Origin of the sequence: Sedimentitalea sediminis (assembly GCF_042687825.1) — a bacterium.
In the GTDB taxonomy this organism is placed as follows: Bacteria; Pseudomonadota; Alphaproteobacteria; order Rhodobacterales; family Rhodobacteraceae; genus Sedimentitalea.
Genome location: NZ_JBHUQE010000010.1, coordinates 1 through 15671, shown reverse-complemented (window position 1 = coordinate 15671; position 15671 = coordinate 1). Strand labels below are relative to the sequence as shown.

The window sequence follows — 15671 nt, the reverse complement described above, 5'->3', positions numbered from 1 at the left end:
GAGTCGTGTTACCGCAAATGAATGACGGACAATTCCGCCGACAGCGCCGAAGCCAGGGATTGTAACCGCTGCTCGGCGACCTCGCCGAACAGCGGACGGGCGTCGGCAGAAAGGCGGAACTGCAATTGCTGCTTTTTCGGGAACCAGCGCAGGCTGCTCTTGGTCTCGCTTTCCTGCATCAGCAGCATGGCGCCGAACCGCATGGCCTTGCCCAGAACCTCGGCCTGCAACTGGCGTTTTTCGTCCAGCAGCCCGAACATGTCCTCGAAACGGGTTCCTTCGCGCTTGTTGCGATAGCGATGCAGCAGGGCCATGCCCAGGAACACCCGTTCCGAGTGTTTCAGCCCGCCAAGATTGGCGCGGGTGGCGTTGTCAAAACAGATCTCGGCCCGATAGTCCGGGTGCGCCCGCCAGCTGACATCGTGCAAGAGACAGGCGGCCTGGATCAGACGTTTCTGCGAGGCGGGCGCGGATTTGAACAGCGGGATGATAAAGTCGAACAGGGCCTTGCCGAACCCCGGAAAGCGCGCGTCCTTGGCCTCGGCAAAGCTGCAGGCCTCGATCAGGGGATCACGATCGCGCAGCGCCTGCGGCATCTGTTCGTACAGCATGCCTTCGCGGATGCCATAGCTTGAGACGGCAATGTCCTTGGGTTTGAAGCTGCGCACCAGCCGGCTCAGCACCTGACAGGCCATCGGCAGCAGCGCCATCCGCGCGGACGAGACGCCGGCTTCGGCGCGCAGCTTTTCCGGATCGTTCTCTTCGATGAAGCGGATGGTGGCGCGCACATCCTTGCCGGTCATCCGGTATTCATGCAGCACATGCAGTGGATAATTGCGCCGCAGCATGTCGATGCGGGAAAACGCCCGCCAACTGCCACCGACCAGGAACAGCCGGTCGCGCTGGGGACCCATGCGGTCGCTGAGATCGGCCAACACGTCCTTTATGTGCGCCTTGCGGCCACGCGTACCGCCCTTGATGCCGGCCAGTTTCAGCGGACCCAGCGCTGAAGTGACGCGCTTGCCGACGCGGCCATCCTTGATCTCGGCCAGTTCCATCGACGAGCCGCCGATGTCGCAGACCAGACCGTAAGAGCCGGGCCAGCCCAGCAGCACGCCCTGGGCCGACAGGCGCGCCTCTTCCTCGCCGTCGATCACCCAGACCCGCAGCCCGGTCCGGCGCAGGATCTCTTCGCGAAACTCGGCGCCATCCTCGGCATCGCGCACCGCCGCCGTGGCCACCGCCGTCAGGGGCGGGATGTTCATGCCGCGGGCCAGGTGCTGAAACCGGTGGATCGCCGCCAAGGCGCGCTGGCGGCCCTCGGGGTTCAGGCGCCCGGTTTCCGACAGGCCGGCGCCCAGGGCGCACATGATCTTTTCGTTGTAGAAATAGGCCGGGCTGCGCGCCGCGCCGTCGAAAACCACCAGCCGGACCGAGTTCGACCCCACATCCACGACCCCGACCCGCGACAGCGCACGCGCGCTGGGGCTGTCAAACAGGGGGCGTCCGAAGGGACCCCAATCGGGTGTGGATGACTCGGTCTGCAAATTCGCGGTTTCCCGATTGGCGTTTCCCCAAAATGCGCGATACACCTGCGTGGGTCAATTGCTGACGGCCTCATCGGTGTGCGTCAATTTGGGTACGTCCGAGGCCCCGGCAGACCCGCGCCCGGACAAGGACGGGTTCTCCATGAAGAAGCGATGGCAGTTAAAGGCAAACACGCCCTCGGGCAAAGTGGCGCGCGAAAAGCTGCCGTCCGGCTGCATCACCCAGCTCTGCGCCACATCCGCCAGATTTGCGGCCATTACCTGGCTGACGATCTGCGCCTTGACCGTGGGGTTGTTGATCTCCACCAGAGTCTCGACGCGCCGGTTCAGGTTGCGCCCCATCCAGTCGGCGGACGAAATGTAGACCCGCGCCTTCTTGCTGGGCAGCCCGTGGCCATTGCCGAAACAGACGATGCGCGAATGTTCCAGAAAGCGGCCGACGATCGACTTGACGCGGATATTGTCGCTGAGTCCCTTGATGCCCGGGCGCAGCCCGCAGATTCCGCGGATCACCAGGCTGATCCTGACCCCTCCTTGGCTGGCGCGATACAGCGCGTCGATCACTTCGCTGTCGATCAGCGAGTTCATCTTGGCCCAGATCTCTGCCGGTCGGCCGGCCTTGGCATGGGCGATTTCGGCCTCGATCATTTCCAGCAGACGCGATTTCAGCGTCAGGGGCGAGATCGCCAGATTCTCCAGCGTGTCCGGCTGCACATAGCCGGACAGGAAGTTGAACACCTTGGTGGCGTCACGCCCCAGAGCCCGGTCGCAGGTGAACAGCGACATATCGGTATAGATACGCGCGGTGATCGGATGGTAATTGCCGGTGCCGTAATGGGTATAGGTGACCAGATTGTCGCCTTCGCGGCGCACCACGGTGCTGATCTTGGCATGGGTCTTGAGGTCGAGAAAACCATAGACCACATGCGCGCCGGCCCGCTCCAGCCGTCGCGACTGCTGGATGTTGGCAGCTTCGTCGAACCGTGCCTTCAACTCGACCAGTGCGGTCACCGACTTGCCGTCCTCTGCGGCCTCGCACAGGGCCCCGACGATCGGCGAGTCCTTGGAGGTGCGGTACAGCGTCTGCTTGATGGCCACCACATCCGGATCGCGCGCCGCCTGGGTCAGAAAGCGCACCACCATGTCGAAGGTTTCATAGGGATGGTGCAGCAGCATGTCCTTTTGCCGGATCGCCGCGAACATGTCGCCTTCGTGATCGGTGACCCGCTCGGGCACCCGGGGGGTGAAGGATGGCCACAGCAGGTCGGGGCGGCTGTCCAGCACCAGTTCGTCCAGGTTGGCGATGCCGATCATGCCATCCAGTTCGACCACCTCGGCCGGTTCCACGCCCAGCTCCTGCATGATGGTCGCCTTCAGCTTTTCCGGGGCGCCGGCCGAATGGGTCATCCGCACCACTTCGCCGCGGCGGCGACGTTTCAGCGCGACTTCGAACTCGCGTACCAGGTCCTCGGCTTCTTCCTCGACCTCCAGATCGCTGTCGCGCAACACCCGGAACTGAAACTGCGTCTTCAGCCGGTAACCCGGGAAAAGGCCGGTGATGTGTTCCAGCAGCAGGGTTTCGAGCGGCAGGAACCGGTGCTGGCCCGGTTCGGACGGCAGAGCGGTGAACCGGTCGATCTGGTGCGGGATCGGCAGCAGCGCCTGCAGCGCCCGCTTGTCGCGGGTCCGTTCCAGTTGCAGCGCCAGGCAAAAGCCGGTGTTGGGAATGAACGGGAACGGATGCGCCGGGTCGATGGCCAGCGGCGACAGCACGGGAAACACCCGGTTCATGAAGACATCCGCCAGAAAGTCCCGGTCCGCCTCGGTCAGCTCCTCGCGCGACAGGATGGTGATGCCCGCGTCTTCCATTTCCGCCTTGAGCGCGGTCAGCACGTCCTGCTGCGCGTACATCAGGCGGCGGGCATCCTCGTTGATCAGGACCAGTTGTTCCGCCGGGGTCAGACCGTCCGCAGCCGGGGTGGTGTTTCCGGCATGGGCCAGTTCACGCAGGCCGGCCACGCGGACCGTATAGAATTCTTCGAGGTTCTTGGCCGAGATCGACAGGAACCGCAGTCGCTCCAGCAGCGGCACACGGGGATTTTCGGCCTCTTCCAGAACCCGCCAGTTGAATCCAAGCCAGCTCAGTTCGCGATTGTGGAACCGGTTCGGCCCGGTGATGTCGGTATCGGGCAGGGTGACGGCGGGCGGAAACGGCGAATCCAGAAAATCGGCTTGGGTCATGGTGGCGTCGATAGTGTCATTATGTGACGGCAAAGTAACGGGTCTATTCATTATTGTCAGCTTCTCCAAGCAATTCTGCCGCCAACCGGCGCGACAGGGTTCGTTTCTGGGCAAGTGCGGCCTGATCCAGGCGCAGAACCAGGTTTGTGGCGGCCCGGAACGAGCGGTCCATGCGGTGCAGCAGGTAGGGAATGACATCGGGTTTCGGGGTGATCTGGCGATCGGCGAACAGCTTGGCCATGACGGCTGCCAGCAAACGGTCGTCCGGTGCCTGCAACGCCATATGCGTGGCGCCCTGGACGCGGCTTTGCAGATCGGGCAGCGACATGTCCCACAGGTTGGGCGCGCGCCGGCCGGTCATCAACAGGCGAAACCCGCCCGCTGTCAGCAGGTTGTGCAGGTGAAACAGCGCGTTCTGTGCCGCCGGATCGCGGGCGATGGCGGGCACGTCCTCGACCGCCACCGGACCCTGGGCCAGCGCCGCCACATCGCAATCCGCCAGATCCCGCGCCGCCAGAATCCTCGCCCCGGTGGCGTCGGCCCAGACATGGGCCAGGTGGGTCTTGCCCGATCCTGCGGGGCCGGTCAGCACCAGCCGGCCCTGTGGCCAGGTCGCCGGGCTGTCGATCATCGCCACCGCCAGCGCATTGGCCGGCGAAACGAAGAAATCGTCGCGCCCCAGTACCGGTTTTGCCGGCAGATCAAAGCTGAGCTGTTCGGCCATGTCAGGGCGCGTCCTGCTTGGACAGGCCGCGATACAGGCGACTGCCCAGATATTGTTCCACGGCAAACCGCGCGACCACGCCCAGGGCGGCGGCCACCGGAACCGCGACCAGCATGCCGACGAAACCGAACAGCGCACCAAATACCGACAGGGCCAGCAACAGCCAGACCGGGTGCAGACCGATCGATTGACCCACCAGTTTCGGGGTCAGGACGTTGCCTTCGATGACCTGTCCGATCACAAAGATCAGCCCGACCAGGCCGATTGTGGCCCAGTCGCCCCAGAACTGGAACAACGCCAGACCGATCGCCAGCGCGCCACCGATCAGGGCCCCCAGATAGGGGATAAAGGTGACCAGCCCGGCGATGAACCCGACGACCAGCCCGAATTGCAGCCCGACCAGGATCAGCGCGATGGCGTAATAGGTGCCCAGGATCAGGCTGACCGTGCCCATGCCGCGAATGAAAGAGGCCAGCGTGGCGTCGATCTCGCCGGCCAGTCGGCGGATCACCGGGGCATGGTCGCGCGGCAGCAGCCCGTCGATGCGGGCGATCATCCGGTCCCAGTCCAGCAGCATGTAGACCGAGACCACCGGCACCACCACCAGCAGGATCACGATGTTCAGGACCGACATGGCCGACCCCAGCACCGACTCGATCAGTTCCGGCCCGCGTTCCTTGATTGCCTCGCCGATCGAGGTCAGGGTCTCGCGCGCGGTCGAGCCTTCGACCAGCAGCGAGGGGAACTGGGCGCCGATGAAATTCTGCAGATCCTGCATCAGTTTCGGCATCACGTCGATCAGATCGATCGTCTGGGCGATCAGTGTCGGAATGACCATCAGCCCCATGACGATCGCCACCAGCAGCGCGACGATGGTGATCACCGCCGTGGCGGCGGTACGCGACAACCCGGCCCGTTCCAGCCGGTCCGCGACCGGGTCGATGAAATAGGCTATTGCACTGCCCAGCACAAAGGGCAGCAGCACATCGCCCAGAAACCACAGCACGATGGCAAAGACGGCGGTGGCGATGCCCCAATAGCGAAGCTGATCCTTGACGGGAAGAGACATGACGGGTTCCGGTTGTGATACCGTCCTGACATCGCCCATCGCCTGTCCGGTTTCAAGGGGGCGGGGCCGGTTTCGGCACGCGGGCAAAGCCGGTTTCAAGGACCGGCAAGGCCGGGCGTGGTCCAAAGCACCAATGGCCGATTGCCTGACGCGCCGGTTTCGCATAGACCGCGACAAACCCAGTTTCATAAAGAGCCCGCCGATGCGCCTGTCCCGCTATTTCCTGCCTGTCCTGAAAGAAAATCCCGCCGAGGCGCAAATCGTCAGCCACCGTCTGATGCTGCGGGCGGGGATGATCAAACAGGCCCAGGCCGGCATCTATTCCTGGCTGCCCCTGGGCTTTAAGGTTTTGCGTAACATCGAGAATATCGTCCATCAGGAACAGGTGCGCGCCGGTCATATCCCGATGCTGATGCCGACGCTGCAATCGGCCGACCTGTGGCGCGAAAGCGGGCGCTATGACGATTACGGCCAGGAAATGCTGCGGATCAGCGACCGGCACGGGCGTGACATGCTGTATGGCCCGACCAACGAGGAACTGATCACCGATATCTTTCGCAGCCATGTCAGCAGTTACAAGGACCTGCCGCTGACGCTGTATCATATCCAGTGGAAATTCCGCGACGAGATCCGCCCGCGGTTCGGGGTCATGCGCGGGCGCGAATTCCTGATGAAGGACGGTTACAATTTCGACATCGACAAGGATGCGGCCATGCACGCCTATAACCGCCATATGGTCGCCTATCTGCGCACCTACGAGCGGATGGGGCTGCAGGCGATTCCGATGCGCGCGGACAGCGGCCCCATCGGCGGCGATGACACGCATGAATTCCTGGTGCTGGCCGACACCGGAGAGTCCGAGGTGTTCTATGACAGTGCCATCCTGGACCTGAAATTCGGCGACCGGGTGGTGGACTATGATGACTGGGACGAGTGTGCCGCCATCGTCAAGGAATGGACCACGCCCTATGCGCGGACAGACGAAACCCACGACGCAGCCAGGTTCGACGCCGTCCCCGAGGCGCGGCGAAGGACCAGCCGCGGCATCGAGGTGGGGCAGATCTTTTATTTCGGTACCAAATATTCCGAAGCCATGGGGGCGACGGTGCAGAATGCCGAAGGCAAGCCGGTGCCGGTGCACATGGGCAGCCATGGTATCGGCGTGTCGCGTCTGCTGGGCGCGATCATCGAGGCCAGCCATGACGAGAACGGCATCATCTGGCCCGAGGGCGTGACCCCGTTCCATTGCGGCATTGTCAACCTGAAACAGGGCGATGACGCGGCCGATGCGGCCTGCGAGGCGCTCTATGCCGCGCTAACCGCGCTGGGGCTGGAACCGCTGTATGACGACCGCAAGGAACGCGCCGGCGGCAAGTTCGCCACGATGGACCTGATCGGCCTGCCATGGCGCATCACGGTCGGGCCGCGCGGGCTGAAGAACGGCGTCGTCGAACTGACCAGCCGCCGCAGCGGCATCAGCGAGGAACTGCCGCCAGAAGAGGCGCTGGCCCGCGTGGCCCGTATCTACGGCAAGTCCGCGTGAGCTGATGCACAGCCCGCCGACGATCTCGGTCATCACCGTGACCTACAATCTGATCGAGGCCGGGCGGGCCGACAGTTTCAGACGTGCCGTGACCTGCGTGCGCGAACAGGGCTGTCCGGGGCTGCAGCATGTCATTCAGGACGGCGCATCCGGCGACGGCACCCAAGAACTGATCCGCGCGGTGATCGGCGACGATCCGAACACGATCTTCGCCAGCGAACCCGATCGCGGATTGTATGACGCGATGAACCGGGCGGTGGCGCGCGCCGGTGGCGACTATGTTCTGTTCCTGAATTCCGACGATGCCTTGGCCGCGGCAGATGTCTTGCGGCAGATGCAGACGCATTTGCAGCAACATGCACCCGATTTCGCCTATGGCACCACCGCCAGTCAGGATGATGGCGGCAAGGCGCATGTCGCCCGGCGCACCAATCTCAAGGCCGTGCTGCAACGCATGCCGTTTTGCCACAACTCGGTGCTGATCCGGCGTTCGGTGTTTCTGGAACTGGGCGGGCACGATACAGCTTTGCCGGTGGCCGCCGATTACGATCTGGTGCTGCGCATGGTCAGTCGGGGCTATGTCGGATTGCGGGTGGATGTGCCACTGTCGCTGTTCTGGACCCGGGGTGTTTCGGCCAATGACGACAAGGTCGCGCTGGATTACGCGCGTGCCTGGCAGCGCTTTTTCCTGGGCTGCCGCAGTGCTGCGTCCCTGACGCTGGACGACTACAAACGCTTTTATTTTCAAGGTCACATGCCGCTGTGCCTGATGGCCGAAATGCTCTTGCGCCGCGACATAGCACCGGCGATCCGGCGCGCAGCCCTGCACGGGTTCGGCAAGTCCCTTCGCCGCGGCCTGCAACCCTGGCGGCGCTACAAGGGGGCGGTGTCATGACCGGGGACACGACCCATGCCCTGCCGATCCGGGTGATCAATCTGGATCGCATGCCCGAACGCTGGGATTTCGTGCGCGCCCAGTTCGCCGCGGCGGGGCTGGCCGATCAAACCACCCGGTTCTCTGCCATCGACGCCAGCGCGCCGGGTTTTCGCGCGCCGGGCTATGCGCCGCACATCTGGGGTGACCGCTGGGAACTGGAAACCAGCGAACAGGCGGTGTTCGAAAGCCATCTGGCGCTTTGGCGGCAGGTGGCCGAACGCCACCCCGGCGGTGCGGTGATCTGCGAGGATGACATCCTGGTGTCGCAGCGTTTTTCGACCGCCTTGCAGGCGCTGGACCTGCCGCGGTTCGGTGTCGTCAAGCTGGACGGGTTCGCTGCCACGCGGCGCTATGGGCCGGCACAGCAGATGGGCGACTGGACAGTGCGCCCCATTCTCGAGGCTGTGCCCAGTGCCGCCTGCTATGCGATTGGCGCCGAGGCGGCCCGGCTGCTGGTGGCGGCGTCGGGTGCCTATTGCGAGACTCTGGACGATTTCCTGTTCCGTCCCCGGCCGGGGCTGACGCCGGTGCAGGTGTTTCCGGCGGTGGCGGTGCAGGGCATGAGCTGTGTCGCCGGGCCGGCCGGGCCGATACCCGGCACGATTGCCGAGAGCCAGCGCGACGGACCCGCCCGCAGCCGCAAGGCCGGCAAGGGGCCGCTGACTTATCGTCTGCTCAAGGAAGCGCGGCGCCTGACACGCAAGCTGGCTCAGGCCGGTGGCACCGACCGCCGCCTGATCGCGCGCGGCGGCGGCGTGCTCTGCCCGGACCTGGCCGCCGATTTGCCGGAGTATCGCGCGTGACGGCCCCGCCCATCACCTATGTCACCATCGTCTTTCAAGGCGATCTCACGCTGTTGCGCCTGCAGGCGCAGTCCATGGCGCGGTTTCTGGAACCGGCGGCGGTCAGTTCAATCCTGCTGGTGCTGAACGATGTCGATGAGGATCGCCTGCGCGCCCAACTGGATGGGATGCAGGCGCTGTATGGCCGGCTTTGGCCCAAGGTGCGCATCGTGTCGGGCGACACGGTCCTGCACGACCCGCAGCGCCGGCGGCGGCGATCGCTGTTTGAGTGCATCTATGTCGACAACCGGTTCCGGCTGCCCTTTCTGCGCCGGGGCGGCTGGCGGGGCGGCAACGGCTACCGGTTGCAGCAGGCGCTGAAGCTGGCCTCGGCCCGGGCCGCGACCTCGGAACGCATGGTCATCCTGGACGGCAAGAACATCTTTCTGCGCGCGCCGTTTGAAAACGAATTGTTCGACGCCGCCGGGCGCGCCAGCGCCACATTCGAGCCGGTGCGCCCGCCGCATCACCGCAACTGGCTGACCGAAAGCCTGGACGTGCTGGACGTGCCGGTCGACAGCGGCGACATATCGGAAACCACCGGCTATTCCACACCCTATCCGGTCGCACGCCAATTGCTGCTGGACGTGCTGCACGAGATCGAAACCCGGCATGGTCCGGTCCAGGTTCTGTTCGCGTCCAAGCGCCGGCCGTCCGAATTCATGCTGATCTTTGCCTATTGCCTGAAACATTTCGGCGGTCCGGATCGGGCGTTCTTTCGCAGTGAACGCGGCCATGTCGGGCTGTGGGCAGGTTTTGACGATGCGACGGTCGACCGGATTCTGAGCGAGACCGAGTCCCGCGCGCCGCTGACCTTTGGATTGCACCGCAAGGCGGCGGTTGCGATGACCGGGCCACAACGGCAACGCATTCTGGCGCTGTTTGACGCGCGGGGGCTTGATGCCCGGCCCGTGTTGGCCGATGCATGAGCCGACCGGGCTAACGTGCCCGAAACCGTAACCGCAGACCAACGGATGGAGCCTGCTGACATGGCCCGCAGCCCCGCGCCTTTTGCGCCATTCGAATGGATGATCGCCTGGCGCTATCTGCGCGCGCGGCGCGCCGATGGCGGGGTCAGCGTGATGACATGGATCAGCCTGATCGGCATCACGCTGGCTGTGTTCGCGCTGATCGCGACTCTGGCCGTGCGCTCGGGGTTCCGCTCGGAATTCGTCGGCACGATCCTGGGGGCAAACGCCCATGTCACGGTCTATTCCGCCGGTACGGTCGACGACCAGGGGCGGCTGGACCGCACCATTTCCGGCTATGATGACATGGCGGCCCGTGTGGCGCAGGTGCCGGGCGTGACCAGAGTGGCGCCGCTGATCAAGGGGCAGGTGCTGGCCAGCCGGGGCGAGAACAGCGCCGGTGTCGAGGTTTTCGGCATCGCTGCTGCGGACCTGATCTCGTTGCCCGGCATCGCAGAGGCCGAACAATCCTTTGGCGATCTGACGCGGTTCGCCGACGGCGTGGCCATCGGCTCGGGGGTGGCACGTGCCATCGGCGCGGGGGTTGGCGACCGGATCAAGCTGACCTCGCCCAACGGCGTCAGGACCGCCTTTGGCACCAGCCCCAGGGTCAATGCCTATGAGGTGGTCTATGTCTTTTCCGCCGGGCGCTATGATATCGATCGTACCCGGGTCTATCTGCCCTTTGCCGAGGCGCAGGGGTTCTTTAACCGCGAGGGCGCGGCGGACGAACTGGAAGTGATGGTGCAGGACCCCGACCATGTCGACGGGCTGGCGTTGGACATCCTGCGCGCCGCCGGCGAGCGGGCGCAGGTCTGGACCTGGCGCGACGCCTCCGGCGGGTTTCTGCGCGCGCTCGAGGTCGAGGACAACGTGATGTTCATCATCCTGTCCATCCTGGTGCTGATCGCCGTGATGAACATCGTTTCCGGGCTGATCATGCTGGTCAAGAACAAGGGGCGCGACATCGGCATCCTGCGCACGATCGGGCTGAGCGAAGGGTCGGTGATGCGGGTCTTTTTCATCTGCGGGGCCGCGACCGGGCTGATCGGCACGGCGACGGGGGTGATCCTGGGCTGTCTGTTTGCGCTCTATATCGACCCGATCTTTTCCTTTGTGAACTATGCCATGGGCGGCGGAGTCTGGGACCCGTCGATCCGCGGCATCTACAACCTGCCGGCGGAACTGCATCTTTCGGATGTACTGTCGGCCATCGGCCTGTCACTGGGCCTGTCCTTTATCGTGACGCTGTTTCCGGCCCGGCGGGCGGCCCGGCTGAACCCGGTCGAGGCGCTGCGCTATGAGTGACGCTGTGCTGGATCTGCGCGCCATCACCAAGACCTACAAGCGCGGTCTGCCCGGAGAGGTGCAGGTGTTGCGCGGCGTCGACCTGCGGGTCGCGCCGGGCGAGGCGGTGGCGCTGGTGGCGCCATCGGGGGCCGGCAAATCGACCCTGCTGCATATCGCCGGTCTGCTGGACGTGCCCGATGACGGGGCCGTCGCGATCTGCGGCCGGGACATGACGGGTCAAAGCGACCGGCGGCGGACGGGGGTGCGTCGCCGCGATGTCGGGTTTGTCTATCAGTTCCACCATCTGCTGCCCGAGTTTTCCGCCGTCGAGAACATCAATCTGCCGCAACTGGCCAATGGCGTTTCGGCGGCAGCGGCGCAGGCCCGGTCGATGGATCTGCTGGACCGGGTAGGCATCGCCGCGCGCGCCGATCACCGACCGGCGGCCCTGTCGGGCGGCGAGCAGCAGCGGGTCGCCTTTTGCCGCGCGCTGGCCAATGCGCCGCGTCTGCTGTTGGCGGACGAACCGACCGGCAATCTGGACCCGGGCACATCAGAACAGGTGTTCGCCGCCATGATGGAATTGGTGGCCGGGTCCGGGTTGTCGGCGCTGATCGCCACTCACAACCTGGAACTGGCCTCAAGGATGGACCGGGTGCTGCGCCTGGGCAACGGTCTGCTCACGCAGGACCCCGTCTGAGGGACGCGGGCCATCCGGACCCGCTGACCCGTTGATCTGAGTCATTGCGGCGCGGTCGGATTTTCTCAATTCTAAGGGTAAAGGCCCGAATTTGCCTATCGTATCGGATGTGTCCTGAAAGGGCTTCACTGTGGTGACGGGCTTGATAATGTGGGCCGAGAGCAAGTGGCGACAGGCAAGCCGCTTGACCAAATGGACGGGCCGACCCGGCCATGGACAGGTGCCCAAGCCTGCGGAAAACCGAGGAGAAAGAGTAGATGCAGATTGTCCGGAATTCCTTTGCAGCCCTCTTGGTCTGCGTTGCGCTGCCGACATTGGCGCAGGACGCAGGTGTCGGAGAAGAACTGTTTCGGGTGCATTGCGCCACATGTCATGGGCTTGATGCCGCAGGACAGGGTCCGATGGCCGGAGTCCTGCTGGTGCCGCCGGCAAACCTGACCGCCCTTCAGGCCGACAATGACGGCGTGTTTCCCACCGAGCGGATCGTGCAGCGCATCGACGGGCGCGACCCGCTGGTCAGCCATGGCAGTCCGATGCCGGTCTACGGGTTCTTCTTCGAGGGCGATGACACCGCGATCAAGGCGCCCAGCGGTCAGCCGATTCTGACGAGTAAGCCCATTGTCGACCTGCTGGCCTATCTGCAGTCGGTACAGGTGCAATGACCGGGGTGGCCTGAGATGATCCGTCTGGTCTGGTGCGCGGTGCCTGTTCTGGTCGTGCTAACCGCCTGTACCGAGGTCGAAATGCCCGGCCCCGACGAGGGGGCGCGGTTGTTCGCCGAGAACTGCACCCAGTGTCACGGAACGCGGGGGCAGGGCGGTGTGGTGCCGGATAGCGGCCAGCGCGCCCCGGACCTGACCGCGATCTCTGCCCGCAATGGCGGCCAGTTCCCACGTGCGCGGGTGCTGTCGCAAATCGACGGTTATGGCAGGGGCCGGGTCTCGGCGCAGATGATGCCGGAATTCGGCGCGTTGTTGACCGGCGATCTGGTGCCGGTCGAGGTTGATGGCCGGCTGACGCCAACACCGCGGCCGCTGGCTGCGCTGCTGGCCTATCTCGAAGGCATCCAGAGCCCCTAGCCGCAGATGCCCCGCAACTCTGCGCCCTTCCAGGGCAGGTAAACGTCGCTTTCGCGCTGTGGGCCGGGCAGATCGGCGACCGGAAAGGCTCCGCTCAGCATCCGGTGCAGACGCTTGGTGCGCGGCGCGTCCGGCGCCAGGGCACGGCAGCAGACATATTCCTCGACGATGGCGCCTTGCTGTTCGAAACCATAGCTCAGGAAATCCGGCGCACCGTCCAGATCGAACAGATATGGGTCCTTGGTGCTGCCGTGTTCGGCTGCGGCACGCATTGGGCTGTACCCGGTGCGTGCGCGGTTCTGCCATTGCCAGACATGGGTCAACTCATGCGCGAGCAGCATGGATTCGACCAGATACAGGCGGTCCGGATAGCCCGGCAGATAGTTTTCCAGATACCATTTCCGGTCGAAATAGACCCGGTTGAACAGGGTCACCGCGGCGGGTTTGCTGGTCACGACTTCGCCCCTGGCCGGCGGCAGAATGCGCTCGCGGCAGGTCAGCCGGGGGCGCGGCTCGCGGCGAAAGGTGACGGCGGCGACCGGCGCGCCCCGGACCAGGCGCACCCGCTGGGTATTCAGTTCAGCGCCCTGCAGGGCATGGGCAAACTCAGTTTCGGTCTCGGTCAGCGGGCGGCCGCATCCGACCAGCAGCCAAGCCAGAAACAGCAGGCGCGCGATCATGGCGACGGGTTTTCCCCTTTCGATCGATGACAGATCCCACGGGCGCGCAGTGCAAAACCTCGGAGCGCCCATGTCACAGGCTCATTGCCAGCACCCGGCTGATTTCAGTCAGGGACCGGCCAGACTGTTCCATCCAGGTGTTGAACGCCTGCTGAACCGCCCGCATCGCGGTTTTCGATGCCGCGGGCCTGTCGATGACGCCTTCGGCGATCAGCCGGGCGGTCACGTCCCGAGACAGGATGAAACTGTCGCGTCCGGCGAAACGCATCGCATATTGACCCGAGACACCGCCCAGGCGCGCGCCGCGGGTTTTTAGCAGATCAAGAAGACCGATGAAATCGGTGCTCGGCCAGCCGCCCAGTACCGCGCCGGCCCCGCCCTGGTCGCGCAGTTCCAGCAGAAAGGCGGCGTTGTCCCGCACGGTGGCGATCTTGGTTCCATTGCGCACGATGCTTTTGTCCTGCAACAGCGCGTCGAACTTGGTGTCATCCATCATCGCGCATTTTCCCGGGTCGAACCCGTCAAAAGCGGTCTCGAACCCGTCCCACTTGGCCTCGATGACTTTCCAGCTGAACCCGGCCTGAAAGATGCAGCGCGTGATGATCGACAGCCAGCGATCCTCGGGCAGATCGCGCAGAGTTTCCGGCGGCACCGGTCGGGTCAATTGCTGGTTCAGCGCGTCAGAGCCGCCGTGGCGACCGGCGGCGATGTCAAAGATGTCGTCAAAATGCTGCATGTGCCCAGGTCCCAGATCGCGCCATGTTCACGCGCAACCGACAGGTTGGCAAGCCCGCAATGCGCCGTGCCGGTTACTGCGTTGCCCGCGTGTCCTTTTCCGGCGCGTCGTTCAGCGCCAGCGAACCGGCCGGCACCGGCGCGCGGGACACGGTCTTGTCGTAGTGGCTCTGGCAGTCGCGGACCTGCTGAAACGCCTTGCGCGAGCCATCCAGCGGATAGCGGCCCAGTCGGGTTTGGCCATGCTGGAACTGCATCTCGTGCTCGCGCTGAAACTGCGCAATGAACTGTTCGGCATCGCCCGAGGCGGCATCGATCAGGATATGCATGCCGGGAATGCCGTTCAGCCACAACGCGTCCATGTTCAGGGTCCAGGGGCTTTGGTCGCCAAAGCGCAGCCGCACCCGGTATGCGCCGCCATCCTCGATCCAGGCCCAGCGCTTGTCCATGATGGTTACATCCAGCGCCAGAACGTCGCCAGTGGTGTCATAACCGATGAAAAAGGCGGTCAAATCCTCGAATATGGCAAAGGCCTGACAACCGCCGGCGGTCGGGTAGAACGAGATGGTCCAGTCCTGCACGCGCTGCCATTCGGTCGGTTGGGCCGGGGCCATGACCGGAAAGCCCGTCGCGGCGGCGATCAGGGTGGCGATCATAAGCGTTCGTATCCTGGCAACCATATGGGGCCTCATGCAGCGGGTCGGTTCGGGTCGGGTCGCAAGACCATGCACCTGCCCGGCGGCGGTGACCTGGTCACGGCACCCCGGGGACGATTTTGGGACCGGATTGCAGGCTACGTCAACCGCTGTTTCCAAGGGGTTAACCGGGCTGTCGTCTGGTCCCCACCGATACCGCCGCGCTATCGGCGGCTGCACACCCCGTCGTTCCAGAGGCGCGCCATGTTTGATCTGCACACCCTAACTGGCGTCACGGGGAGGGTGAAGCCCGTCTCGGAAACTGTCCGGGGGACAGTTTCAGGGTCGAACGGGCGGCGCCCCGGACGCAGCGGCCACATTGCGCACCATCAGGGCCGTGCCCGACCTCGGGCCGGAGGCCGCCTTGCATTTGATCCGGTGGATCAAATGAGGCCGGAGGGGTGCGTCAGCATCGAGGGGGCATGAAATGCGCCCTCTCCGTGGGGGAGGTCGGGCGCGGCCCGGGACGGGGTCCCGGGCGATTGGGTCTACATGTCAAGATAAAGCCTGAATTCTCACTGCTATTCAGATAGTTTATGATCGGCGTTGTCGGTAAGGTTCTTTAGAATATCAACTACCGGCATCTGAGACACTAGTCCTGGCCTTGTTGCACAAATCGGC

At 64.5% G+C, this 15671-nt stretch carries 15 protein-coding genes; 8 read left to right on the top strand and 7 right to left on the bottom strand.

Features of this window, described 5'->3' with window-relative positions; translation table 11 throughout:
* Positions 1-8: 8 nt before the first annotated feature.
* From ACFMPD_RS09910 to ACFMPD_RS09895, 4 genes are read right to left on the bottom strand one after another with little or no spacing between them, the layout of a single operon-like run.
* Entirely contained in the window at positions 9-1547 is a 1539-nt protein-coding gene (locus tag ACFMPD_RS09910; RefSeq protein ID WP_380993706.1) for a Ppx/GppA family phosphatase, read from the bottom strand.
* A gap of 54 nt (positions 1548-1601) precedes the next feature.
* On the bottom strand, positions 1602-3788 hold the full coding sequence (locus ACFMPD_RS09905; protein ID WP_380993705.1) for an RNA degradosome polyphosphate kinase: 2187 nt from the start codon (positions 3786-3788) through the stop codon (positions 1602-1604).
* A gap of 43 nt (positions 3789-3831) precedes the next feature.
* Complete coding sequence (locus ACFMPD_RS09900) at positions 3832-4512, bottom strand: P-loop NTPase family protein (protein ID WP_380993703.1); 681 nt, start codon at positions 4510-4512, stop codon at positions 3832-3834.
* Between the two features lies 1 nt (position 4513).
* Positions 4514-5581: an AI-2E family transporter gene (locus ACFMPD_RS09895; protein WP_380993702.1), complete on the bottom strand. Its 1068-nt coding sequence runs from the start codon at positions 5579-5581 to the stop codon at positions 4514-4516.
* Between the two features lie 202 nt (positions 5582-5783).
* On the opposite strand from ACFMPD_RS09895, the gene proS reads away from it, so the two are divergent.
* From proS to ACFMPD_RS09855, 8 genes are all read left to right on the top strand, one after another.
* Complete coding sequence (proS, locus tag ACFMPD_RS09890; RefSeq protein WP_380993700.1) at positions 5784-7124, top strand: proline--tRNA ligase; 1341 nt, start codon at positions 5784-5786, stop codon at positions 7122-7124.
* Between the two features lie 4 nt (positions 7125-7128).
* A complete protein-coding gene (locus ACFMPD_RS09885) occupies positions 7129-8019 on the top strand; it encodes a glycosyltransferase family 2 protein (RefSeq protein ID WP_380993698.1) in 891 nt (296 codons plus the stop codon).
* Entirely contained in the window at positions 8016-8864 is an 849-nt protein-coding gene (locus ACFMPD_RS09880) for a glycosyltransferase family 25 protein (RefSeq protein WP_380993696.1), read from the top strand. The genes ACFMPD_RS09885 and ACFMPD_RS09880 overlap by 4 nt, the downstream gene beginning before the upstream one ends.
* Positions 8861-9832 (top strand): DUF6492 family protein, encoded by a 972-nt coding sequence (locus ACFMPD_RS09875; protein ID WP_380993694.1) that lies wholly within the window; start codon positions 8861-8863, stop codon positions 9830-9832. Before ACFMPD_RS09880 ends, ACFMPD_RS09875 begins: the two co-directional genes overlap by 4 nt.
* 60 nt (positions 9833-9892) lie before the next feature.
* The gene (locus tag ACFMPD_RS09870) at positions 9893-11179 is read left to right on the top strand and encodes a lipoprotein-releasing ABC transporter permease subunit (protein WP_380993692.1); all 1287 of its coding nucleotides are present in this window, start codon (positions 9893-9895) and stop codon (positions 11177-11179) included.
* Positions 11172-11861: an ABC transporter ATP-binding protein gene (locus tag ACFMPD_RS09865; protein WP_380993691.1), complete on the top strand. Its 690-nt coding sequence runs from the start codon at positions 11172-11174 to the stop codon at positions 11859-11861. The genes ACFMPD_RS09870 and ACFMPD_RS09865 overlap by 8 nt, the downstream gene beginning before the upstream one ends.
* Before the next feature lie 257 nt (positions 11862-12118).
* Complete coding sequence (locus tag ACFMPD_RS09860; protein WP_380993689.1) at positions 12119-12523, top strand: c-type cytochrome; 405 nt, start codon at positions 12119-12121, stop codon at positions 12521-12523.
* A gap of 15 nt (positions 12524-12538) precedes the next feature.
* Positions 12539-12940, top strand: coding sequence for a c-type cytochrome (locus ACFMPD_RS09855; protein ID WP_380993688.1), 402 nt, complete (start codon positions 12539-12541; stop codon positions 12938-12940).
* Here the strand turns inward: ACFMPD_RS09855 and ACFMPD_RS09850 are convergent.
* The 3 genes from ACFMPD_RS09850 to ACFMPD_RS09840 form a co-directional block, all read right to left on the bottom strand.
* Complete coding sequence (locus ACFMPD_RS09850) at positions 12937-13620, bottom strand: hypothetical protein (protein ID WP_380993686.1); 684 nt, start codon at positions 13618-13620, stop codon at positions 12937-12939. The genes ACFMPD_RS09855 and ACFMPD_RS09850 overlap by 4 nt on opposite strands.
* A gap of 73 nt (positions 13621-13693) precedes the next feature.
* Positions 13694-14356 carry a DNA-3-methyladenine glycosylase I gene (locus ACFMPD_RS09845; protein WP_380993684.1) on the bottom strand — a complete coding sequence of 221 codons (663 nt, stop codon included), beginning with the start codon at positions 14354-14356 and terminating at the stop codon, positions 13694-13696.
* Between the two features lie 73 nt (positions 14357-14429).
* The gene (locus ACFMPD_RS09840) at positions 14430-15011 is read right to left on the bottom strand and encodes a hypothetical protein (protein WP_380993682.1); all 582 of its coding nucleotides are present in this window, start codon (positions 15009-15011) and stop codon (positions 14430-14432) included.
* Between the last annotated feature and the right edge of the window lie 660 nt (positions 15012-15671).